This window comes from Ensifer sp. ENS02 (assembly GCF_014851885.1).
Lineage (GTDB): Bacteria > Pseudomonadota > Alphaproteobacteria > Rhizobiales > Rhizobiaceae > Ensifer > Ensifer adhaerens.
Genome location: NZ_JACVAO010000002.1, coordinates 172753 through 192698 on the forward strand (window position 1 = coordinate 172753; position 19946 = coordinate 192698).

Annotated in this window: 25 protein-coding genes and 1 tRNA gene; 13 read left to right on the forward strand and 13 right to left on the reverse strand. The window is 61.4% G+C overall.

Annotation, left to right across the window (positions count from 1 at the left end):
• The first annotated feature begins 2 nt into the window (after window positions 1-2).
• Genes bet through IB262_RS05390 form a run of 3 tightly spaced genes read left to right on the forward strand, consistent with a single transcriptional unit; the run spans window position 3 to window position 2353 of the window.
• Window positions 3-965: a phage recombination protein Bet gene (gene bet / locus IB262_RS05380; RefSeq protein ID WP_192493461.1), complete on the forward strand. Its 963-nt coding sequence runs from the start codon at window positions 3-5 to the stop codon at window positions 963-965.
• Window positions 966-980: 15 nt separating this feature from the next.
• The gene (locus IB262_RS05385) at window positions 981-1487 is read left to right on the forward strand and encodes a hypothetical protein (protein WP_192493462.1); all 507 of its coding nucleotides are present in this window, start codon (window positions 981-983) and stop codon (window positions 1485-1487) included.
• On the forward strand, window positions 1487-2353 hold the full coding sequence (locus IB262_RS05390) for a DUF5131 family protein (RefSeq protein WP_192493463.1): 867 nt from the start codon (window positions 1487-1489) through the stop codon (window positions 2351-2353). Before IB262_RS05385 ends, IB262_RS05390 begins: the two co-directional genes overlap by 1 nt.
• An 11-nt stretch (window positions 2354-2364) precedes the next feature.
• Here the strand turns inward: IB262_RS05390 and IB262_RS05395 are convergent, their stop codons facing one another.
• Window positions 2365-2661 carry a hypothetical protein gene (locus IB262_RS05395; RefSeq protein ID WP_192493464.1) on the reverse strand — a complete coding sequence of 99 codons (297 nt, stop codon included), beginning with the start codon at window positions 2659-2661 and terminating at the stop codon, window positions 2365-2367.
• A 71-nt stretch (window positions 2662-2732) separates the two neighbouring features.
• Here IB262_RS05395 and IB262_RS05400 point away from each other — a divergent pair, with 71 nt between their 5' ends.
• From IB262_RS05400 to IB262_RS05415, 4 genes are all read left to right on the forward strand, one after another.
• Window positions 2733-3116: an HNH endonuclease gene (locus tag IB262_RS05400; RefSeq protein ID WP_192493465.1), complete on the forward strand. Its 384-nt coding sequence runs from the start codon at window positions 2733-2735 to the stop codon at window positions 3114-3116.
• A complete protein-coding gene (locus IB262_RS05405; protein ID WP_192493466.1) occupies window positions 3113-3910 on the forward strand; it encodes a zinc finger-like domain-containing protein in 798 nt (265 codons plus the stop codon). Before IB262_RS05400 ends, IB262_RS05405 begins: the two co-directional genes overlap by 4 nt.
• Window positions 3903-4673 (forward strand): DUF551 domain-containing protein, encoded by a 771-nt coding sequence (locus IB262_RS05410; protein WP_192493467.1) that lies wholly within the window; start codon window positions 3903-3905, stop codon window positions 4671-4673. The genes IB262_RS05405 and IB262_RS05410 overlap by 8 nt, the downstream gene beginning before the upstream one ends.
• A 187-nt stretch (window positions 4674-4860) precedes the next feature.
• Window positions 4861-6006 carry a site-specific integrase gene (locus IB262_RS05415; protein WP_192493468.1) on the forward strand — a complete coding sequence of 382 codons (1146 nt, stop codon included), beginning with the start codon at window positions 4861-4863 and terminating at the stop codon, window positions 6004-6006.
• Between the two features lie 36 nt (window positions 6007-6042).
• Here the strand turns inward: IB262_RS05415 and IB262_RS05420 are convergent, their stop codons facing one another.
• On the reverse strand, window positions 6043-6240 hold the full coding sequence (locus IB262_RS05420) for a hypothetical protein (RefSeq protein WP_192493469.1): 198 nt from the start codon (window positions 6238-6240) through the stop codon (window positions 6043-6045).
• Window positions 6241-6491: 251 nt separating this feature from the next.
• A tRNA-Pro gene (locus tag IB262_RS05425) sits at window positions 6492-6568 on the reverse strand.
• Window positions 6569-6963: 395 nt separating this feature from the next.
• On the opposite strand from IB262_RS05425, the gene IB262_RS05430 reads away from it, so the two are divergent.
• Window positions 6964-7128 (forward strand): hypothetical protein, encoded by a 165-nt coding sequence (locus IB262_RS05430; RefSeq protein ID WP_089043959.1) that lies wholly within the window; start codon window positions 6964-6966, stop codon window positions 7126-7128.
• 190 nt (window positions 7129-7318) lie between these two features.
• Here IB262_RS05430 and IB262_RS05435 read toward each other — a convergent pair whose 3' ends face one another.
• From IB262_RS05435 to IB262_RS05460, 6 genes are all read right to left on the reverse strand, one after another.
• Entirely contained in the window at window positions 7319-7855 is a 537-nt protein-coding gene (locus IB262_RS05435; RefSeq protein WP_034803717.1) for a MerR family transcriptional regulator, read from the reverse strand.
• Between the two features lie 140 nt (window positions 7856-7995).
• Window positions 7996-8334, reverse strand: coding sequence for an integration host factor subunit alpha (locus IB262_RS05440; RefSeq protein WP_034803721.1), 339 nt, complete (start codon window positions 8332-8334; stop codon window positions 7996-7998).
• A gap of 92 nt (window positions 8335-8426) precedes the next feature.
• Window positions 8427-9398 (reverse strand): beta-ketoacyl-ACP synthase III, encoded by a 972-nt coding sequence (locus IB262_RS05445; protein ID WP_034803724.1) that lies wholly within the window; start codon window positions 9396-9398, stop codon window positions 8427-8429.
• A 4-nt stretch (window positions 9399-9402) separates the two neighbouring features.
• Window positions 9403-10461, reverse strand: coding sequence for a phosphate acyltransferase PlsX (gene plsX / locus IB262_RS05450; protein ID WP_192493470.1), 1059 nt, complete (start codon window positions 10459-10461; stop codon window positions 9403-9405).
• Between the two features lie 202 nt (window positions 10462-10663).
• Window positions 10664-11215 (reverse strand): DUF177 domain-containing protein, encoded by a 552-nt coding sequence (locus IB262_RS05455; RefSeq protein ID WP_034803727.1) that lies wholly within the window; start codon window positions 11213-11215, stop codon window positions 10664-10666.
• Window positions 11216-11303: 88 nt separating this feature from the next.
• Window positions 11304-11843, reverse strand: a complete 540-nt coding sequence (locus IB262_RS05460; protein WP_034803730.1) for a ubiquinol-cytochrome C chaperone family protein — start codon at window positions 11841-11843, stop codon at window positions 11304-11306.
• A 138-nt stretch (window positions 11844-11981) separates the two neighbouring features.
• On the opposite strand from IB262_RS05460, the gene IB262_RS05465 reads away from it, so the two are divergent.
• On the forward strand, window positions 11982-12488 hold the full coding sequence (locus IB262_RS05465; RefSeq protein WP_112975757.1) for an outer membrane protein assembly factor BamE: 507 nt from the start codon (window positions 11982-11984) through the stop codon (window positions 12486-12488).
• 70 nt (window positions 12489-12558) lie between these two features.
• On the opposite strand, the gene IB262_RS05470 is transcribed toward IB262_RS05465, so the two are convergent.
• The 4 genes from IB262_RS05470 to ribH all read right to left on the reverse strand — a co-directional run bounded on the left by IB262_RS05470 (window position 12559) and on the right by ribH (window position 17065).
• A complete protein-coding gene (locus IB262_RS05470) occupies window positions 12559-14694 on the reverse strand; it encodes a sodium-translocating pyrophosphatase (RefSeq protein WP_060522169.1) in 2136 nt (711 codons plus the stop codon).
• Between the two features lie 195 nt (window positions 14695-14889).
• Window positions 14890-16095 (reverse strand): MFS transporter, encoded by a 1206-nt coding sequence (locus IB262_RS05475; RefSeq protein ID WP_089044053.1) that lies wholly within the window; start codon window positions 16093-16095, stop codon window positions 14890-14892.
• Between the two features lie 29 nt (window positions 16096-16124).
• Window positions 16125-16607, reverse strand: a complete 483-nt coding sequence (gene nusB, locus IB262_RS05480) for a transcription antitermination factor NusB (protein ID WP_034803740.1) — start codon at window positions 16605-16607, stop codon at window positions 16125-16127.
• On the reverse strand, window positions 16604-17065 hold the full coding sequence (gene ribH, locus IB262_RS05485; protein ID WP_034803742.1) for a 6,7-dimethyl-8-ribityllumazine synthase: 462 nt from the start codon (window positions 17063-17065) through the stop codon (window positions 16604-16606). The genes nusB and ribH overlap by 4 nt, the downstream gene beginning before the upstream one ends.
• Before the next feature lie 230 nt (window positions 17066-17295).
• Between ribH and IB262_RS05490 the strand changes: the two genes are divergently transcribed.
• The 4 genes from IB262_RS05490 (at window position 17296) to IB262_RS05505 (ending at window position 19913) form a co-directional block, all read left to right on the forward strand.
• Window positions 17296-17988, forward strand: a complete 693-nt coding sequence (locus IB262_RS05490; protein ID WP_192356868.1) for an HAD family phosphatase — start codon at window positions 17296-17298, stop codon at window positions 17986-17988.
• Window positions 17989-18179: 191 nt separating this feature from the next.
• Complete coding sequence (locus IB262_RS05495; RefSeq protein WP_034803747.1) at window positions 18180-18680, forward strand: cupin domain-containing protein; 501 nt, start codon at window positions 18180-18182, stop codon at window positions 18678-18680.
• A 24-nt stretch (window positions 18681-18704) separates the two neighbouring features.
• Window positions 18705-19280 (forward strand): GNAT family N-acetyltransferase, encoded by a 576-nt coding sequence (locus tag IB262_RS05500; RefSeq protein ID WP_051659660.1) that lies wholly within the window; start codon window positions 18705-18707, stop codon window positions 19278-19280.
• 282 nt (window positions 19281-19562) lie between these two features.
• Entirely contained in the window at window positions 19563-19913 is a 351-nt protein-coding gene (locus IB262_RS05505; RefSeq protein WP_034803749.1) for a hypothetical protein, read from the forward strand.
• Window positions 19914-19946: the final 33 nt, after the last annotated feature.

Here is a 19946-nt window from a genome sequence, read left to right on the forward strand (position 1 = left end):
CCATGAATGCGATCACCAAGTACGACATGACGTCCAAGCAGGTCGCGCTGGTCAAGCAGACCATTGCGAAGGACTGCAACGACGACGAGTTCAATTTGTACATGGAAGTGGCGCGAGGCAAAGGTCTCGACCCTTTCCTCGGTCAGATCATCCCGATGGTCTTTTCAAAGGGGAACGCTGCCAAGCGTAAGATGACCATCATCATTAGCCGCGATGGCCAGCGTGTTATCGCGCAGCGCTGCGGTGACTACCGTCCCGCCAGCAAGCCGCCGATCTATGAATTCGACAAGGAACTGAAAGGACCGCTCAATCCGCAGGGCATCGTTTCCGCCACGGTCTATCTGTGGAAGCAGGATCCGAAGTCGAGCGAATGGTACGAGGTCGCCGGCCAGTCATTCTGGGAAGAGTTCGCCCCGATCAAGGACGAGTGGGCCAACAACGAGCAGACCGGCAAGGGCTACAAGACGGGCAAGCAGACGCTCGACGATAGCGGCAACTGGGCACGCATGCCGCGACTGATGATCGCGAAGTGCGCCGAGATGCAGGCGCTGCGAGCCGGCTGGCCGGAACAGTTCACCGGCCTCTATGACGAAGCCGAGATGGATCGCGCCAAGGTCCTCGACCTCACCGCCTCTGAAGTCGTCGAGAAGGAACGCGAAGATCACCGCATGCGGGTGATCGGCGCTGACAACTCGATCACCGTTACCTGGGGCGACAACTGGGCGCTTGAAAACGTGCCGGTCGGGAAGTTTGCCGACGAGGTTATGCGGTTCTTGCAGGAATCGTCGCCAGAGACCGTCGCTAAGTGGCAGGACGTAAACCGCGAACCGCTGAAACGCTTCTGGGCGCTGCAGCCGGGCGACGCGCTGGCGCTCAAGAAGGAAATTGAGGCGGCTATCGCGCGCAGGCCTTCGCGGCCGGCGAACGACGAGCAGTTGCGCAACCATCCGATGATGGCGGGCTAAGCGATGCAGCCGCTTATGTTCCGCTGGACCGGTGAAGAGTTGGTGCCCGTAAACCGCCGCTGGCAATCGCTGGCGGATCGGCACCTTGTCGTCGGCGAGGAGTATTACCTCGCCGAGCACAACGACCGGAGCATGAACACGCACCGGCATTATTTCGCTTCGGTCGCCGAGGCCTGGCGAAACCTCCCGGAGCATTTCGCCGGCCTGCCCTTCACCGAATCCGCGGAGCATCTTCGCGCCTATGCACTGATCCGCACCGGCTACTGCGATGCGCATACGATCGTCTGCTCTAGCAAAGCCGAGGCGTCGCGCATGGCGGCGTTCATCCGCCCGATCGACGGCTTTTCCATCGTCGACGTCAAAGAGGCGACCGTCACCCGGTACGTGGCGAAAAGCCAGTCCATGAAGGCGATGGACAAGCAGGAATTTCAACAGAGCAAGGCGGCCGTTCTCGACTTCCTCGACGACCTGATCGGGGTCGAGCGCGGCACCACGCACCGAAACGCAGGGAGCGCAGCATAATGGCCGAGAACTCCGGAATCTCTTGGACCACCCACACCTGGAACCCTTGGATGGGCTGCACCAAGGTCAGCCCGGCATGCGACGGCTGCTACGCCGAAGCGCTAATGGACAAGCGCTACAACAAGGTCCAGTGGGGCAATCACCCGCGCCAGCGCACCGGCGCTCATACTTGGAACGACCCGCGCCGCTGGCAGCGCCAAGCCGAAAAGGACGGCAGCCGCCCGTTCGTCTTCTGCGCCAGCCTTGCCGACATCTTCGACAACCAGGTCCCGGCCGAGTGGCGCGCCGACGCGTTCAATGTCATGCGCGAGACACCGCGCCTCGTCTATCTGCTCCTAACGAAGCGGCCGCAGAATATCGTCAAGCTTTCGGACGCGGTCGGCGGCCTCCCCGTCAACGCGGCACTGGCAACGACCGTCGAGGACCAGAAGCGGGCCGGCATCAACCTGCCGGCGCACAAGGCCGCGAAGATCGAGACGAACCCGCTCTTCACTTTCGGTTCTTTCGAGCCGTTGCTCGGACCGGTCGTCGTCCCGCCGGCTTTCATGCCGGATTGGGTGATCACCGGCGGCGAGACCGACCAGGGCGGCCACAAGGCACGCCCTTCGCACCATGATTGGTTCCGCGACCTTCGAGACCAGGCGGCAGCAGCTGGCGTGCCATATCACCACAAGCAGAACGGCGAATGGATCCCGCTCACCCAGTACGACGGCGGCGAGTGGCCGTCCGATGCTGGCGGATGTTGCCGACTGACTTATAGCGGAGATAAAGCCGGCGGCGGCTTTCCCATGCAGAAAGTCGGGAAGAAATTCGCCGGTAGGCTTCTCGACGGCGTCGAGCACAACGATTTCCCGGAGGTCGCATGATGTCGACCCGCTCAACGGCTACTCTTCGGGACCTCTTCGTCGAACCGGGTCTTTTCATGCTCCGGGTCGTCTTCGAGGATCTCCTCCTCGGTGTCGTCCGGCAGGGCTTCATCCGGTTCCATATTGGCCTCATCTCGACTGGGAACCGCCGGAACGCGGCCCTGATCGGCCTGCCGTTCGCTGGCATCCGCTCCAGATCGGTCTGGCAACGGAATCGGCTCAAGATCCATCTCCGGCGGGCGTGGCCTTGCAATGGGCTCCGGCATCGTCTTGTTGGTTTCGGTCTCGTTGACCTTGGCGGCTTTCATGTTTCGGCTCCTTTCCAACTGGAAGACGAACTGGATGCCGTCGGTAAAGTTCCGTACGGGGAGGCATTCTAATGCGCAGCCTCCCCGAATGGATTGCCAAGCACGACGATCAGAAGGTTCCCGACCGGGTGCGCCAGCGCGTCTTCGACCGTGAGGCCGGCATTTGCCACCTGACCGGCGAGAAGATCGACCCGGTGCGCGACGAATGGGATCTCGACCACAAGGTCGCGCTGATCCTCGGCGGTGAGCATCGCGAGACCAACCTATTCCCCGCCAAGCGCGAGCCTCACCGCCGGAAGACGGCGGTCGAGATGAAGGTCAAATCCAAGATCGCCCGCACCCGCAAGAAGCACCTGGGCATCGCCAAGCCGAAATCCAGCCTGTCCCATCCGCGTTTTAAGCGCTGCATGGACGGCACGGTCGTTGACCGCAGAACGGGAGAAGTCATTCGATGAGCGTGAGGAAGGAAGCAATCGAGGCCGGTCTCCGTATCACGCTATCGAGCGTGAACATGCCATCGGGTGAATGCCTTCACGAGACCGATGTTCGAGAAATCCTCGAAGCTGCCCTCCCGTTCCTCCCCATTGCAGGAGAGGGGAAGGTCAAGGCGCTGGAGTGGGCGCGCAGCGGATGGGTCGAAGCGTTCTCGCAACCGGACGAGTTTGGCTTTTGGTATTCTATCCAGCCGGATAAGCCGGTACACGGCCCCGGAGACCCGCCATTTTCCTGCGTTGTTATATGGGGTGTGCCGGGTCAGACCATGCGTCGATACCTTGGACAGGATTTCCAGAATGTCGAAGCCGCCAAAGCCGCTGCACAGTCCGACTACGAAACCCGCATCCTCTCGGCTCTGATCTCCTCCCGTGGAGAGCCTTGCCCTCACTGCAAAGGCGAAGGTTGTCAGACTGGAGACCCCGAAGGAGCCCCGCTTGAGGCCTGCGACTATTGCAACGGCTCAGGCAAGAAGATCTCCACCCAGCCCGCCAGTACGGCGCTGGTCGAGTGGAAGGTCGTTCCTGACGAGATCACCACAGAACTTCTGGCAGCCGCGACCAAGGGGCGGCAGGTTCTCGCCTATGAAAAGGGCCGCTACTACAACGCGTGGCTCGAATTCGAGCAGTCCGAAGGCGGCTGGCTCTGGTTTGACGAAGCCGATAGCGAACCAAATCCCAGTCACTATTGCGAATTGCCGCCAGAACCCGCCCTCTCCGCTTCCCAGTCCGGCAGCAGGGAGAACGCCGATGCTTAAGCTGTCACCCGAAAACAAGATGCTCGATATCGAGGATCTGAACCGCTTCAAGATCGGCGACGAGGTGATCGCTGAAGAGTGCTCCGCCCATGACCGCTTCGAAGGAGTTATCGTCGGCATCGAACTTTCGCGCCTGTATGGCTCCGAAATCCTTCAACCTGACATCACGCTCTTGCACGACGGATGCCTGACAGACGGTTTCAAGCCATCCGACCTTCGCAAGTCCGGTGCCCTCTCCACCGAGTCCGACCATGAAGCGCGCAGCATGTCGGCGCTAGCCGCCGCCCCCAATGCAGAGACGACGGCCAGCTCAGACCCTGTTTCCACGCAGGGGCTACCCTCTCTTTGCACGAAGAGGGACGGCAACAGGACTATAGCCGAAACCAAGCGTCCAGACTATCGCGAGAGTGCCAAACTATCGGAATCATGCCATAAAATCGCGGCTCAGGAGGTTACTTTGAAGCCTGTGAAGATGCGCTTCGGTGACCCGGATATCATTGAGGCCCCGTACGCCGCCCCTTCCGCGCCCGATGGCTGGCAGCGGATCGACAGCGCACCGAAGCATCAGAATGTTCTGGTGTGGAGAGAAGATGCCGGCGAGCCTTGGGTGGCACAATTCACCGATGCCACATTTTACGACGCAGAAAACGGCGATCCTGATGATGAGGCATGGTTCGATCTTGCTGGCCGATACGAAGGTGTAGAAGCGCCCACCCATTGGCGCCCACTTCCCGCTCCACCAGCAGCCGGAGACAAGCCATGAGCGCCCCGATGATCCTCGACAGCGAGCAAGCTGCCGAACTCCTCAACGTTTCCACCCGGACCTTGCGCGAATTTGTGAAGGCTGGCGATATAGCCTATGTGCCGCTCGGCGCCGGCAGGTCGAAACCGCGCCTCGGCTTCACCATGGACGACATCAACGAATTCATAAAAAGCCGGAGAACACGCGAGTGTCCGTCTACAAGCCAAAGAACACCCCGTACTACCACTTCGACTTCCAGGTCGCAGGTGTACGATATTATGGCTCTACGGAAACAGCGAACCGACGCGAAGCAGAAGCCCGCGAGAAGGTAGAGAAGGATAAGGCCAAGGCGGCTGCGAAGGCCGCCAAGCACGCCAACGGCGCTGGCCCCCTCACCCTTGGCATAGCCACCGCACGATACTGGACCGAGATCGGCCAGCACCACGCCAACAGCGAAACGACATGGACCGACATTAACCGCCTCGTCGACTACTTCGGCGCGGCGAAGCTCATGTCGGCGATCGGCGACGACGATATCGCCAAGCTCGTCCAGTGGCGCAGGGCCCAGACGGCATGGGGAAAGGCAGAGACAAAGGACGGCGAGCCGATGCGGCTCGTGTCGGCCGCGACCGTGAACCGGTCGACCACGCTCGTCATCAAGAAGATTTTCACCAGGGCGAAGCGCACCTGGCGCTACGACTTCCCGCTCGAGCCGAACTGGCGCGACCATTGGCTCAAGGAACCGGTCGAGCGCGTCCGCGAACTGAAGCAGACGGAAAGCTCGTCCCTCTATCTCGCAACCAGGAGTGACTATCAGCCGATTTTCGATTTCGTGCGCGCCACAGGTTTGCGCCTGCAAGAGTGCATCCTGAAGTGGTCCGAGGTGGACTGGCAGACGGGATGGATCACGAAGCCGGGGAAGAACGATCGGCCGGTTCGAACCGCGATCACGAGCGAGGTTCGGGAGATCCTGCTCCCCTTGCGCGGGCATCATCACGAGTTCGTGTTCACGTATCAGGCGGCACGCCCTCGGGCTGCTGACGCTTCGTACAAGGGAGATGGGGAAGAGCGGAAGAAGGGCGACCGGTATCCGATCACCTATAGCGGGTTGAAGACCCAATGGAAGCGGATCCGCGGCAAGGCCGGCGTCGAAGATTTCCGATTCCATGATTTCCGCCATGACCTGGCGACCAAGCTTTTGCGCCAGACCGGGAACCTGAAGACGGTACAAAAGGCACTCAGCCACCGCGATATCAAGACGACGACACGCTATGCGCACGTGCTCGACGAGGAAGTCGCGGGGGCTCTCGAATCGCTTTCGAAGAAGAGGAAGGCGCAAAGAAAGGCGAAGTGATCGGGCGAGCGAGTCGGCATCGCCCCGGTGCAGTGCTCAGTTGAGCGGGTATTGCTCAAACGATATGCGCGTATCGGTCCACCCGCGGCGATGAACTTCGTCGGCGAGTTCAAACCAGATCGCGTCGTTGTTTCCTGCTAGCCAACTGGCCTCGGCGCACCAAAAAACCGCGGTGACGCATAGCTCGCGGAGGTCTTTGTCATCCATCTCCGTTAGGCTCAGATCATCATCCATGTCGATCTCCTTTCGGCTCGCAGACTAGGCCGAGCTCCAAGGTGACCGCCAGTTGTTGAATCCTACAGGAATTTTAGCAAACGCGAATCGGCCGTTCCTGGGTACGAAAACAGAACGATCCGGGAGAAAGCTTCGGGACTTTTTCGGGACTATGCGTTCCCGAACCCGCGTTTTGAGCGCGATATGTTCCGGTTCTCGCCTCTCGCCGATTGGCGGTAGCGGGCCAAGATCATTGAAAATAAAGGAGAAAATGGTCGGAGCGGCGGGATTCGAACCCACGACCCCTTGACCCCCAGTCAAGTGCGCTACCGGGCTGCGCTACGCTCCGAACCGAGGAAACCCCTATATAACCAACGCTTAGAGCGCAAGCGGGAAAATGCGGCCTGGATCGAAAAAGGAACAAACGGCGTGGAAAAGTATGCTTGGGAACTGAAAGTCCGACGGACTTCCGCAAACTCACAGCATGGCGTCGCACCTGTGATGCGACTGCGGACATAGAAAGCTCCCGCCATTCGCGCGACACTGGGTGTCTGCAAGTTCCGATGCTGCTTGACGAGGAAATCACCGACCGCCCGTCCGTCTACCGAACCTTCACCAAAACGAGATCCCGTCGCTCGAAACTTGCTGCCTAACGCAACGTGAGCTTGCCATCATGGATGATTTGAGGGACAGTTTGATACTGGCCCTTGAGGCCTGGAGCGTCTCCCCTTCTAGGAGAAAACCATGCCTCTTAAGTCCCTTATGGCCCTCACCGCGCTTGCGCTTCTCACGCTCTCCGGCTGTGCGACCTCCGGTTCGACCAACACGACCTATGCGCAGTGGACCGGCCCCTACCCGGAGCCCGACGTCTCCGCGGCGAGCCCCGGCGGCTTCCGGATCTCCTACTGACGCCTTTCAATCCTTGCTGGAATAGTCGCGCGGGCGCCCTGCGGACGGACGCGCATATGCCCCCGTCGGCGGGCACCCCGCCGACGGCACCATCTTGGCAATCGTGTAAAAGGTGTCTGTGGAGGCAACCGCATTCGGCAGACGTTCGGCCGTGCGGAACCGGTCTTGATAATCGCCTGAAATGGCTTTCTCAGCGCACCTGGTCGAGAAGCCGCTTGCATTCCAGGAGGTCGTAGAGCGCCTCCTGAAGCAGGGCGCGATCTTCCTTGCCAACGGACGAGGATTTTCCGAGCGAGATCTCCGGCACGTCGTCGCTGCTGCCGCCGAAGGAGAAGAAGCGGCGGCTCGCCGGCGCCTTGGCACGGCCGACGATCTGATCCTCCTCGGAAAGACCAGCCTTCGGCGGTGCCGGCTCCTCGTTGCTGGAGGCTGCCAGCGCCTCGACGGTCGCGAGATCGCCGCTTGCAATCGCCGCGACGAACTTGTTGCCGTTGGTCTTCAGGAGCTTCTGCACGCCCTTGATCGTATAGCCGTGATCATAGAGCAGATGCCGGATACCCTTCAGAAGGTCGACATCCTCCGGCCGGTAGTACCGCCGGCCGCCGCCGCGCTTCATCGGCTTGATTTGCTGGAAGCGGGTTTCCCAGAAACGCAGGACATGCTGCGGCAGATCGAGATCGTCAGCGACCTCGCTGATGGTGCGAAAAGCGTCCGGGCTCTTTTCCATATCGTTCCCAATCCATGCCGTGCGACTCAGGCTCGAAAGCCGTAGTGAAGCCGATACCGCGCCAATGATGGCACGAATCGGCTCCATTTCAACGGCTTATGGATGGGTTTTCAACCACATTTGTGGCTGTCGTCAGGCGTTCACGAAACGGGAGATACCGGTTTCTGCTTGGCCCTGCGGCCCAGATGCGCCTTCAGGACGCGCTGCTTCAAGACATTCGACGCCTTGAAGGTCATCACGCGCCGGGGCGAAATCGGCACTTCCTCGCCGGTTTTCGGGTTTCGCCCGATGCGTTCGTTCTTGTCGCGGACCTGGAAGGTCGCGAAAGAGGACAGCTTCACACTCTCGCCACGCACGATTGCGTTGCATATTTCGTCAATGACGGTTTCCACCAATTCGGCAGACTCTGTCCTCGACAGACCCACCTTGCGAAAAACCGACTCAGCCAAGTCCGCCCGTGTTACTGTTTTTCCGCTCATCTTCCCCCACCAACGTCTGGTACGCCGATCAGCGTCCGAAGACTATTGCCCTTGCCTTTTGCGGTCAAGCGTCTGTTGCTTAAGCAATTTCTTTACCAGCGGAGAAGCACGGAGCCCCAGGTGAAGCCGCCGCCCATGGCCTCGAGCAGGACGAGGTCGCCCTTCTTGATCCGGCCGTCGCCCGCCGCCGCATTCAACGCCAGCGGAATGGAGGCTGCGGAGGTGTTGCCATGGAGATCGACCGTGACCACAACCTTATCGAGAGGGATGCCGAGCTTCTTGGCGGAGCCGTCGATGATGCGCCGGTTGGCCTGGTGCGGCACCAGCCAATCCAGATCTTCGGCCGTCGTCCCGGTCGCCTCGAAGGCAGCCTCGATCACATCGGTGATCATGCCGACCGCGTGCTTGAAGACTTCGCGGCCTTCCATCTTCAGATGGCCGACCGTCCCAGTGGTCGAAGGGCCGCCATCAACATAGAGCTTGTCGCGATGTGCGCCGTCGGAGCGAAGCTTCGCCGTCAGCACGCCCCGGTCGGCAATGGTGCCCTCGCCTTCCTGGGCTTCCAGGATGATGGCGCCGGCGCCGTCACCGAAGAGCACGCAGGTCGTGCGGTCGTTCCAGTCGAGGATACGCGAGAAGGTCTCCGAGCCGATCACCAGCACGCGCTTAGCAAGCCCACCGCGGATATAGGCATCCGCCGTGGTAACCGCGTAGACGAAGCCCGAGCAGACCGCCTGCATGTCGAAGGCCGCGCCATGGCGCATACCGAGGCGGTCCTGGATGTTGACAGCTGTTGCCGGAAACGTGTTGTCGGGAGTGGAGGTCGCCAGGATGATCAGGTCGATATCATCAGGGGTAAGCCCAGCATTGGCGAGCGCAGCACGCGCGGCACCTTCGCCGAGCGAAGCTGTGGTTTCGCCCTCGCCGGCGATATAGCGCTGCCGGATGCCGGTGCGCTGCACGATCCACTCATCGGACGTATCGACCTTGGATTCCAGCTCCTGATTGGTGACCACGCGCTTCGGCAAAGCTGCGCCGAAACCGCGAACGACGGAACGGATCATCTATTCAAACCTCATCATTCATGCCGGCGGAAAGGGCCTTGGGCGGTTCGCCGCCATGGTACTTCGCCAGATCGAGCTCGATCTTCGACTTCAGGCCATTCTTCACCATGTCGTAGCCGACATCGATCGCGGCTGCAAAACCCTCGGCATCTGCACCACCATGGCTCTTGATCACGACGCCATTGAGGCCGAGGAACACGCCGCCATTGACCTTCCTCGGGTCCATCTTCTCCCGCAGGCGGTCGAATGCGCCCTTGGCCAGGATGTAGCCGATCTTGGCAAGAAGCGTGCGCGACATCGCCGCGCGCAGATATTCGGCGATCTGGCGCGCGGTGCCTTCGGCGGCCTTCAGCGCGATGTTGCCGGAAAAACCTTCCGTGACGACGACGTCGACGGTCCCGCGACCGATGTCGTCACCCTCGACGAAGCCGTAATAGTCGAAGCCGTCGATGTTGGCTTCACGGATCAGGCGGCCGGCTTCCTTGACCTCTTCCTGTCCCTTGATTTCCTCGACGCCGACATTCAGCAGCCCGACCATCGGCCGCCCGATCTCGAACAGCGCCCGTGCCATGGCGCCGCCCATCAGCGCGAAATCCATCAATTGCTGCGCGTCCGCGCCGATCGTCGCGCCGACATCAAGCACGATGCTCTCGCCTTTCAGCGTCGGCCAGATGGCGGCGATCGCCGGCCGTTGAATTCCCTGCATGGTGCGCAGACAGAAGACCGACATGGCCATCAGCGCGCCGGTATTGCCGGCGGAAACGACGACATCTGCCTCGCCGGCATTGATCGCGTCGATCGCTTTCCACATGCTCGACTTGCCGCGGCCGCGGCGAAGCGCCTGGCTCGGCTTCTCGTCCATGGCGACTGCAATCTCGCAGTCGTAAAAGGTGCTGTTGGCCTTCAGCTTCGGATGTTTTTCAAGGAGGCCCGCGCACTGCGCTTCGATGCCGAACAAAACGAACTTGATGTCCGGATGACGTTCAAGCGCCCTTGCGGCGCCGGGGATGACGACTTCAGGACCATAGTCGCCCCCCATCACGTCAAGTGAAATTCTGACCACGCGTGTCTTATCCTTCATTTCTGCCACACAACACGTGCCGCCGCGGCGTACTCAACGGAAACGCATTGACGAAACATATTGCTTCTGACGCTTGAGCCAAGCACGCGGCAGATCGCTTTAGCGGCTCTTCTGGCCGGTTTGGGGCCAAAATACTGCTTTTCCTTTGCGTGACAACCGAATTGTAGATGACGCTTTCGCGACCTCAGTCCTTTTTCCAGTCCTTCAGGACCGCAAAGGGGTTCGGCTTCTTGTCATCGGCAGATGTGCTCTCGATGCGCTCGCCGAACGTCACGCCGGGCTTACGGGGATAAGGCTCGATCGCGAGTGCAACCTGCTCGCTGACGACGACGCCGGCGTCGATGGTGTCGCCGATAAAGGTATCGGGAATATCGGGGCCGTCAGGGTCGAGAATCATCTCGCCACCGTCATTGCTCGCCTGGCGGGCAAGCCGCGAGCCCTCGGGCACGAAGATCGCTTCGACCGGTTCGTCGATATCGGCTTCGACCGGCTCAAGAGTGACGACACAGCTCTGCACGACGCGGGCCCTGACGTCGCCCTTGATCTTCACGCCATCCTTCTTCCAGCGCGCGATCTGCAGGTCGGCTTCGAGCGACAGAACCTCGTTAATGTTCCAAAGCGCGGCAAGCGCCTTGCGCTCGCGCTCGTTGGCGGAGAGATGCACGCTGACCGCGTTCGCCGAAATGTGCCCTACTTTCACCGGATAAGAAAAGGCCGCCTGACTTTCGTCTTTCATGATTGGATCCTTCCTCGCGCGGGCTACCTGGCACCCATCGCGAACGCAGCCGCCAACCGGCTGCCGGTGGCGACGCTCTTGTTTTCTATTACGCCCCAGCCGGCGGAATGTGCAACTGGCCGATTTCGACGGCGTCTTCCGCGACATCGACGAGCTGGGCCTCAACCGCCAGCAGATAGCCAGCGAGCGCAACCATCGAAGGCGCCGCGTCGCCGCCATCAGGGTGGAAGTTGCGCCTGAGCGCTGCCGCCAAGGCCTCGACGTCCCTTGCTTCCAGCGCCGCCGCATAGGATTCGAGTCGACCGTAATACATGCCGGCCAACTTCTTCATCTTCTTCGGCACGCCGGCATCGCCGACACCGAGCTCGCGGATCGAGTGATCCACATCCTCGAAGAAGGCATCGATGATCTCCTGGGCGATTTCCTGGCCAGGCCTTGCCGAAGCACGTGTGCGGCGGAAATAGAGGATCAGCGTCGCCGATAGCATCTCGAACCGGCCCATGACCGTGTCCGGAACATCGAGGTCGGTGTAAAGGTAGGGCTGGCGTGCCGCCGCCGTCAGCAATGCATATTGCCGCTCGACAATCGCGGTGTTGCCACTTTTTCTTTTAAACAGTCCAAAAATCATCACAAAGCTCGGGCTTGGCTTTCTCGAAATGCGCGCAAGCGCCCATGACGTTGTTGCATGACAGCCGAAGCTGGTTTACCGAAGCAGGCACGAATTGCAATGGCGGATCTGCCATCGTTTCTCCAAGGGGAGCTGTCGTTGACGAAGCGGTATTTGAGAAAAAACTTTAAGACCCTCGGCCGCGTGGCGGTCGTAGCCACCATCGCCGGTCTTACCCTTTCCGCCTGCCAGTCCGCCAATGTCGGTGAAGTTCTCCATCAGGGCTATGTGGTTGATCAGGAAACGCTAAACCTCGTTCCGGTCGGTTCCAGCCGCGAGCAGGTGCTGCTCTCGCTCGGCACGCCGTCGACGACCGCGACCTTCGACAACGAAGTGTTCTACTACATCTCGCAGACGCGCAAGCGCCCTGTCGCCTTCATGAAGCCCAAGCTGATCGACCAATCGATCCTGGCCGTCTATTTCGACAAGGAAGGCACCGTCAGCCAGCTGGCTCACTATACGCTGAAGGACGGCAAGGTCTTCGACATGCTGACACGCACGACGCCGACAGGTGGCAAGGAAACGAGCTTCCTCGGCCAGCTGCTGACAGGCCCCGGCGCCGGTCAGGCCGCGGCGCGCAGCCTGTTCAAGGACTTCGGCAACTAAAGCCTCCCATTCCAAACAAAAGGCCCGCGGAACGATGTTCCGCGGGCCTTTTGTTTGCGCATCGATGCGATCAGGCGAGGACGGCCAGAAGCAAGAGCGCCACGATGTTGGTGATCTTGATCGCCGGGTTCACGGCCGGCCCGGCCGTGTCCTTATAGGGGTCGCCGACGGTGTCGCCGGTTACCGACGCCTTGTGGGCGTCGGAGCCCTTCAGATGGCGTTCGCCGTTCTTGTCGACAAACCCGTCCTCGAAGCTCTTCTTGGCGTTGTCCCAGGCACCGCCGCCCGAGGTCATCGAGATCGCCACGAAGAGGCCGTTGACGATGACACCGAGCAGAGAGGCACCGAGAGCCGCGAAAGCCGAAGCCTTCGAGCCCGAGAGCAGCAGCACGCCGAAATAGACGACAATCGGCGCCAGCACCGGGAGCAGCGAAGGAATGACCATTTCGCGGATCGCCGCTTTTGTCAGAAGGTCGACGGCGCGGCCATAATCCGGCCGTTCGGTCCCCTGCATGATGCCGGGCTTCTCGCGGAACTGGCGGCGAACCTCCTCGACGATCGACCCGGCCGCACGGCCGACCGCAGTCATCGCGATACCGCCGAAGAGGTAGGGAATGAGACCGCCGAAGATCAGCCCTGCGACCACGTAAGGGTTGGAGAGATCGAAGGAGATCTGCCCGACATCGGCGAAATACGGATACTTGTCGCCGTTGGCGGCAAAGTAGCTGAGGTCGTTCGAGTAGGCGGCGAAGAGCACCAGCGCACCGAGACCGGCCGAGCCGATCGCGTAGCCCTTGGTGACGGCCTTGGTGGTGTTGCCGACAGCGTCGAGCGCGTCGGTGGACTTGCGCACTTCCGGCGGCAGATGCGACATTTCCGCGATGCCGCCGGCATTGTCGGTGACCGGACCGAAGGCGTCGAGCGCCACGATCATGCCGGCAAGGCCAAGCATGGCGGTGACGGCGATTCCTGTGCCGAAGAGGCCGGCAAGCTGGTAGGTCGCGATGATGCCGCCGACGATGACGATCGCCGGCAAAGCCGTCGATTCCAGCGAGACGGCCAGGCCCTGGATCACGTTGGTGCCGTGACCGGTCACCGACGCCTGGGCGATCGAGTTGACCGGCCGCTTGTTGGTGCCGGTATAGTATTCCGTGATCACCACGATCAGGGCCGTTACGATCAGGCCGAGAATACCGCAGAGGAACAGATTCCAGCCGGTGATCTCCTTGCCGGCGACGGTGCCGATCGTGCCCCAGCCGATGGTGAAGGACGTGGCGGCGCCGAGACCGAGGATCGACAGGACACCGGTCACGATCAGGCCCCTGTAGAGCGCACCCATGATCGAGTTGTTGGACCCGAGCTTCACGAAGAAGGTGCCGACGATCGAGGTGATGATGCAAGCCGCGCAGATGGCGAGCGGATAGACCATGACGGTCGCAAGCACAGGCGTGCCGGCAAAGAAGATCGCCGCCAGGACCATGGTCGCCACGACCGAGACCGCATAGGTCTCGAACAGGTCGGCTGCCATGCCGGCGCAGTCGCCGACATTGTCGCCGACGTTGTCGGCGATGGTTGCCGGGTTGCGCGGATCATCCTCGGGAATGCCGGCTTCGACCTTGCCGACGAGGTCGCCGCCGACGTCGGCACCCTTTGTAAAGATGCCACCGCCGAGACGGGCGAAGATCGAAATCAGCGATGCGCCGAAGCCGAGCGACACCAGTGCGTCGATGACTTCGCGCGAGGCGGGCTCATGCCCCAGGCCGGCCGTGAGGACGACGTAGTAGACCGAGACGCCAAGGAGCGCGAGGCCGGCCACAAGAAGGCCGGTGATCGCGCCGGATTTGAATGCGATATCGAGGCCGGAGGCGAGGCTCACGGACGCCGCCTGGGCAGTGCGGACGTTTGCCCGGACCGAAACATGCATGCCGATGAAACCCGCGGCACCCGAAAGGATCGCACCGATCAGAAAGCCGAAAGCGGCGGCGGGAGAAAGAAGAACCCAAGCGGCGATGAATACGACGACGCCGACAATGGCAATGGTCTTGTATTGACGCGTGAGATAGGCCTGCGCCCCTTCACGAATGTAGCCTGCGATTTCTTGCATGCGGGCGTTCCCCTGGTCGGCGGCAAGCACCGACTGTGTTGCCCAGATGGCATAAGCCACCGCGAGCAACCCGCATGCGATAACGCCCAATAAAATGGTCATTTCGCATTACCCTCCGTTACAACCCGCGGACTCACTCCCGGCCGCAGGCCCCTCAAAACCGCGAATCACGCACCACCTCCTCAAGCAGCACCCCTCACGGCGCGGCCAGAGTGCGGTTGCAACAGGAGATCGTCAAGCCCCGAGAAACGCCACTGGCGGCGCCTCGTTCGCTTTAGATTTCAGGGGAATGGAGCGTTAGGCGGCGGCCTTGCGCGGCGCCCGCTTCAGAAGCAGCAGGAGGATAAGGCAGACGATCGTTACCGGCCATACGACCGCGTTCAGCATGTCCCAGCCATAGGCCGTGAGCACCTTGCCCGAGGCAAACGACGACAGTGCCACCGTGGTGAACAGGATGATGTCGTGGAAGGCCTGAACCTTGTCGGCCTCCTGCGGGCGATAGCTGCTGGCAACGATCGCCGTCGAGCCGATGAAGCCGAAATTCCAGCCAAGGCCGAGCAATACGAGCGCGCCCCAGAAGTTCCAGAGCTCGATACCCATATGCGCGACCGCGGCGCAGGCCATCAGCAGAAGGAGGCCGCAGCCGACGATGCGCTCGGCGCCAAAGCGGCTGATGAGCATGCCGGTGACGAAGCTTGGCGCGAACATCGCCAGCACGTGCCACTGGATGCCGAGCGTGGCGAGTTCGGTCGAGAAGCCGCAGCCGATCACCATGGCGACCGGCGCCCCGGTCATCATGAAGGTCATCAGCGCGTAGCTGGAAATGCCGCAGATCATGCCGGTGGCGAAGCGTTGGCTGCGGACAATCTCGCCGAGGGGACGGACAGACTGATCGTGGTGGGCACTCACCATTGCGCCCGGCTCGGGCAGCCGCAGCGGCGCGAAAAACAGGGCTGCAACCAGGCAAATCGGCATCAGGACGACGAAAGCCCCGGCAAAGGAAACCGGCGCGAACAGGTCGCCAGCAAAAATGACGATCTGCGGACCGAGAACGGCCGAAACGATGCCGCCGCCAAGGATCAGCGAGATTGCCTTGGGCTTGTAGAACGACGGCGAGGCGTCGGCGGCGGCGAACCGCAGCTTCTGCGTAAAGCCGTTCGACGAGCCGAGCATCGCAAGGGCGAAGGCGAAAAGCCAGAAATTCTCGCGGAAGAGCGCGACGGCGGCGAGTGCTGCCCCTGCGGCCGCGATTGCGGTCCCGCTCATGAAGGCGAAGCGGCGGCCGATCAGGCGCGACAACACCGCTACCAGCACGACGCCGAGCGCCATGCCGACGTTAAAGGCGGTGAGCGGCGCGGTGGCCAGCGACTTGTCCTCCGCCAGCATCTGGTAGCCGGCGACACCGCCGACCGAAAAGCAGATGGGCCCGACGACGCCAAGAACGGCCTGTGCGGCTGTCAGGAGGTAAACGTTGCGGCGTGTTTCGCGAAGGGTGTTCCCCATGTCCTCAGCAGCAGCCGCAACCATCGACCTTACTTCCTCGGTTCGCCGCGGACCTGCTTGGCAATGCGGTCGAGAACGGCATTGACCAGCTTGGGCTCATCATCCGAGAAGAAAGCCTTGGCGATCTCGACATACTCCGTGACGATCACCGGAACCGGCACGTCCTTGCGCTCGAGCATCTCGAATGTACCCGCGCGCAAGATGGCACGCACGGTGGAATCGAGGCGCGACAGAGCCCAGTCGTCCTGGAGGGCCGAGCCGATCAGCGGATCAAGCTTGCGCTGGTCGCGCACGACACCGGCGACAATCGACCGGAACCAGGAGGCGTCCGCCTTCAGGTAGGTGTCGCCGTCGACATCCTGTCCGAGGCGATGCGCTTCGTATTCAGCAACCACTTCCAGGACACCGGTGCCGCCGATGTCCATCTGATAGAGCGCCTGCACCGCAGCGAGGCGTGCTGCACCGCGCTGGTTGACCTGCTTCAGCGGTTGATCCGAGGGGGTTTTCGTCACTTTTCCGTGCCCAATTTCTTCTTAAGTTCAATCATGGTCAGTGCCGCACGCGCAGCAAAGCCACCCTTGTCGCCTTCCGACCGGCGGGCGCGCGCCCAGGCCTGGTCGTCGTTCTCCACCGTCAGGATACCATTGCCGATCGCAAGGCTCTCGCTGACGGCGAGGTCCATGATCGCGCGCGAAGACTCGTTCGCGACGATGTCAAAATGGTAGGTTTCGCCGCGAATGACCATGCCAAGGGCCACGAAACCATCATATTCGGTGCCGCCCTCGTCGGCGCCGTCGAGTGCCATGGCAATCGCCGGCGGGATTTCGAGCGCACCCGGAACCGTCACGATATCATAGGTGGCCCCGGCTGCGTCCAGCGCATGCTTGGCGCCGTCGAGCAATGCATCGGCCATATCGTCATAGAAACGCGCTTCCACAATCAGGATGTGGGCTGCCGTGGTCTCTGCCATGGATCACCTGTCTTTGAGAGTTCCGCGCCGGATGCGACCGGCTGAGGCGGCGGTAAAACCACGCCCGGCGCCGAATGGCAAGCAAATTCCGCCGCAGACGGCCTTTTGCCGCGTTTACAGGGCCGCAACATGCGGCCGTTGCCGCTGCAAAATGCCAGTGCCGTGCGTCTTGTGCGGCCGCGTTGCTGGTTCCAAGTTCGAAGCCGTCGATATCAAGCTGGATTTTTCGTATGCCCGAAATCGGTTCGACCAACATCGTCCTGCCCATGAAACCTCTTGGCGTCGTCTTCGACATGGACGGATTGCTCTTCGACACTGAAGCGCTCTACCGCGACGCGATGATCCAGACAGCGGCAGCGCTCGGTCACAACATGCCTGTCTCCCTTTATCTCGATACGATCGGACTTTCGGCCGAGGCGACACGCGTGTTGCTTCGCGGTCGTTTCGGCGATGCCTTCGACCTCGCTCAGTTCTGGGAGCGTGCCTCGGCGCAATTTGCGACAATGGCGACGACCGCGCTGCGGCTGAAGCCTGGCGTCGTCAATCTCCTCGACCTGCTTGACGGCATGGGCCTGCCGTCTGCGATTGCCACCTCGTCACAACATCACGACGTCCAGCGCAATCTCGACCGGCACGGATTGCGCGACCGCTTCCCGACGGTCGTTGCCTTTGGCGACTACGATCATGGCAAGCCGCACCCGGCCCCGTTCCTGACGGCTGCAAGTCGGCTCGGTATCGCGCCGCAGTATTGCCTCGCTCTCGAAGACAGCCACAACGGCGTGCGTTCGGCTTCGTCTGCCGGCATGATGACGGTCATGGTGCCCGATCTCCTGCCACCGACCGAAGAAATGAAAACCCTTTGCGTTGGGATCGCCAGGTGTCTTCACGAGGTCACCACGGCGCTGATCGGCAGACGAACGTGAGCGCGCAGCTCGGCGTTAAACCAACGCGCGATAGCGCCCGGATGCTTTCGCCAATGGATTGCAACACTAGGATGTATTCCTGTAACCATCGTCGCTAATTTTAGCGATCGCAGGTTGACGACGGGACGAACGCGCGACACGGATAGAACGTATTAGCGTTGCCGCGACAACGGTACGCGAGGGAGGAACATGTGACCGATACGAAAAAGCCGATCGTTAATCCCAAAAACCTAGAACTCGACCACTGGACGCAAGGCACCTTTTTCGAATCCCGCGACGCCGCCTTCGGCGCGCTACTCGGCCTCAAGGATCTGGGCATCGGCTACGGTGAAGTACCGCCGGGCAAGTCCGGCTGCCCGTTCCACAATCATCACGTCGAAGAAGAACTTTTCATCATCATCGAAGGCGAAGGCACGTATCGCTTCGGCAGCGAGCGATATCCGGTCGGCCCCGGCGACATTCTGGGCGCCCCTGCGGGTGGACCGGAAACGGCCCACCACCTGATCAACACCGGCTCGGTGCCGCTCAAGTACCTTTCCATCTCGACCAAGGCGGCCACGGAAATCTGCGAGTATCCGGACTCCGGCAAATTCCTTGCCAGGACGCGTGGTTCCGATGGCCAAAGACGCTTCCTTTTCACCGGCCGTCCGGAAAGCGATGTCGACTACTGGGACGGCGAGCCCGGCGCCTGATTTCATCACAGCTTAGGATCGAATATGCATAGCGTTCCCATTATCGAGACCGACCGCCTCATCCTGCGCCCCTACCGCCGTGACGATTTCCCCGCCTATTCCGCGCTGTTCGGCGATGCCGAGGTGATCCGCTATGTCGGCGGGGTGCCGTTTACGCGCGAACAGTCCTGGACGCGGTTCCTGCGCCAGGTTGGCATGTGGCACTATTTCGGCTTCGGCTTCTTTGCCATCCAGGACCGGGAGACCGGGGGTTTTCTCGGCGAGGCCGGCTTCCACGACGTGCATCGCGCCATCACGCCTTCGCTCGAAGGCACGATGGAAACCGGATGGGCATTGTCACCGAAGGCACACGGCAAGGGGCTGGCGACGGAAGCCGTCAGTGCGGCGCTCAAGTGGGCCGACCACCAGTTTCCGAAGCTGCGCAAGACCTGCATCATCGACGTCGGAAACCGCGCCTCGATCCGGGTCGCGGAGAAGCACGGCTTCAAGGAATTCTGGCGGACGACCTATCACGGCAACCACGTGATCATGTTCGAGCGCCACCAGAAGGCAGCAGCTGCGACAGGCGACCGAAGGGCTCGCGCGCACGCCGAAACATGAACAATTTTTAATTGTTTTCCCGATGCCAGCGCCATGGAAAGGGCCACATTCCGGCCCAGTTTCCTAGTCGTTGGCACGACGCGCCCTCCCCAAGAAGGGAGCAAACGCCGACCAATCAGTCGAAACAGTCCAGCGCCTTTGCTTGCGGGTGACAACGCCCGCAAACGAACCCTGCTGGCCGCCGCAATGGGCGATCCTCACCGGCCCGGAAACCCGCAAGGTTCCGCGTTCCCGTAACGGGTCGGCTTGCGCCTTGTTGCCGGCAAACAAAGGAGCATGACCATGAACCGCATAGCCAAGCTTTCCGTCATCGCTGCTCTCTCCGCCCTTTCCTTCGGCGGCGTCTCCTATGCTGCGAGCGCAGCCATGAACTGGCCGGCCGAAATCGACCACACCGTTCGCGATTTCAAGGGCGATCATTTCAACGTCGTCGACGTGGATACGCTGAAGGAATCGAGCCAGACGCGCATGTGGATCAACGAAGCGACGCCGCAACAGATTTCGTCCCTGCACGCGGCCGTCGAAGGCAACAAGCCGCTTGCAGCCAAGCTCAAGGCGCAGAATGTCGAGATGAACAACATTGCCGGCGCCGAACAGGCAGCCGATGGCAGCCTGACCCTCTACGTGCGTTGAGTGTCAACACCTCCCGAAACCAGAACCGCCCCC

What these genes read in the sequence shown, in the direction of transcription:
- bet (WP_192493461.1), top strand. Translation starts at nt 3, where the DNA reads ATGAATGCGATCACCAAGTACGACATGACGTCCAAGCAGGTCGCGCTG.
- IB262_RS05385 (WP_192493462.1), top strand. Translation starts at nt 981, where the DNA reads ATGTTCCGCTGGACCGGTGAAGAGTTGGTGCCCGTAAACCGCCGCTGG.
- IB262_RS05390 (WP_192493463.1), top strand. Translation starts at nt 1,487, where the DNA reads ATGGCCGAGAACTCCGGAATCTCTTGGACCACCCACACCTGGAACCCT.
- IB262_RS05395 (WP_192493464.1), bottom strand. Translation starts at nt 2,661, where the DNA reads ATGAAAGCCGCCAAGGTCAACGAGACCGAAACCAACAAGACGATGCCG.
- IB262_RS05400 (WP_192493465.1), top strand. Translation starts at nt 2,733, where the DNA reads ATGCGCAGCCTCCCCGAATGGATTGCCAAGCACGACGATCAGAAGGTT.
- IB262_RS05405 (WP_192493466.1), top strand. Translation starts at nt 3,113, where the DNA reads ATGAGCGTGAGGAAGGAAGCAATCGAGGCCGGTCTCCGTATCACGCTA.
- IB262_RS05410 (WP_192493467.1), top strand. Translation starts at nt 3,903, where the DNA reads ATGCTTAAGCTGTCACCCGAAAACAAGATGCTCGATATCGAGGATCTG.
- IB262_RS05420 (WP_192493469.1), bottom strand. Translation starts at nt 6,240, where the DNA reads ATGGATGATGATCTGAGCCTAACGGAGATGGATGACAAAGACCTCCGC.
- IB262_RS05430 (WP_089043959.1), top strand. Translation starts at nt 6,964, where the DNA reads ATGCCTCTTAAGTCCCTTATGGCCCTCACCGCGCTTGCGCTTCTCACG.
- IB262_RS05435 (WP_034803717.1), bottom strand. Translation starts at nt 7,855, where the DNA reads ATGGAAAAGAGCCCGGACGCTTTTCGCACCATCAGCGAGGTCGCTGAC.
- IB262_RS05440 (WP_034803721.1), bottom strand. Translation starts at nt 8,334, where the DNA reads ATGAGCGGAAAAACAGTAACACGGGCGGACTTGGCTGAGTCGGTTTTT.
- IB262_RS05445 (WP_034803724.1), bottom strand. Translation starts at nt 9,398, where the DNA reads ATGATCCGTTCCGTCGTTCGCGGTTTCGGCGCAGCTTTGCCGAAGCGC.
- IB262_RS05455 (WP_034803727.1), bottom strand. Translation starts at nt 11,215, where the DNA reads ATGAAAGACGAAAGTCAGGCGGCCTTTTCTTATCCGGTGAAAGTAGGG.
- IB262_RS05460 (WP_034803730.1), bottom strand. Translation starts at nt 11,843, where the DNA reads ATGATTTTTGGACTGTTTAAAAGAAAAAGTGGCAACACCGCGATTGTC.
- IB262_RS05470 (WP_060522169.1), bottom strand. Translation starts at nt 14,694, where the DNA reads ATGACCATTTTATTGGGCGTTATCGCATGCGGGTTGCTCGCGGTGGCT.
- IB262_RS05475 (WP_089044053.1), bottom strand. Translation starts at nt 16,095, where the DNA reads ATGGGGAACACCCTTCGCGAAACACGCCGCAACGTTTACCTCCTGACA.
- ribH (WP_034803742.1), bottom strand. Translation starts at nt 17,065, where the DNA reads ATGGCAGAGACCACGGCAGCCCACATCCTGATTGTGGAAGCGCGTTTC.
- IB262_RS05490 (WP_192356868.1), top strand. Translation starts at nt 17,296, where the DNA reads ATGCCCGAAATCGGTTCGACCAACATCGTCCTGCCCATGAAACCTCTT.
- IB262_RS05500 (WP_051659660.1), top strand. Translation starts at nt 18,705, where the DNA reads ATGCATAGCGTTCCCATTATCGAGACCGACCGCCTCATCCTGCGCCCC.
- IB262_RS05505 (WP_034803749.1), top strand. Translation starts at nt 19,563, where the DNA reads ATGAACCGCATAGCCAAGCTTTCCGTCATCGCTGCTCTCTCCGCCCTT.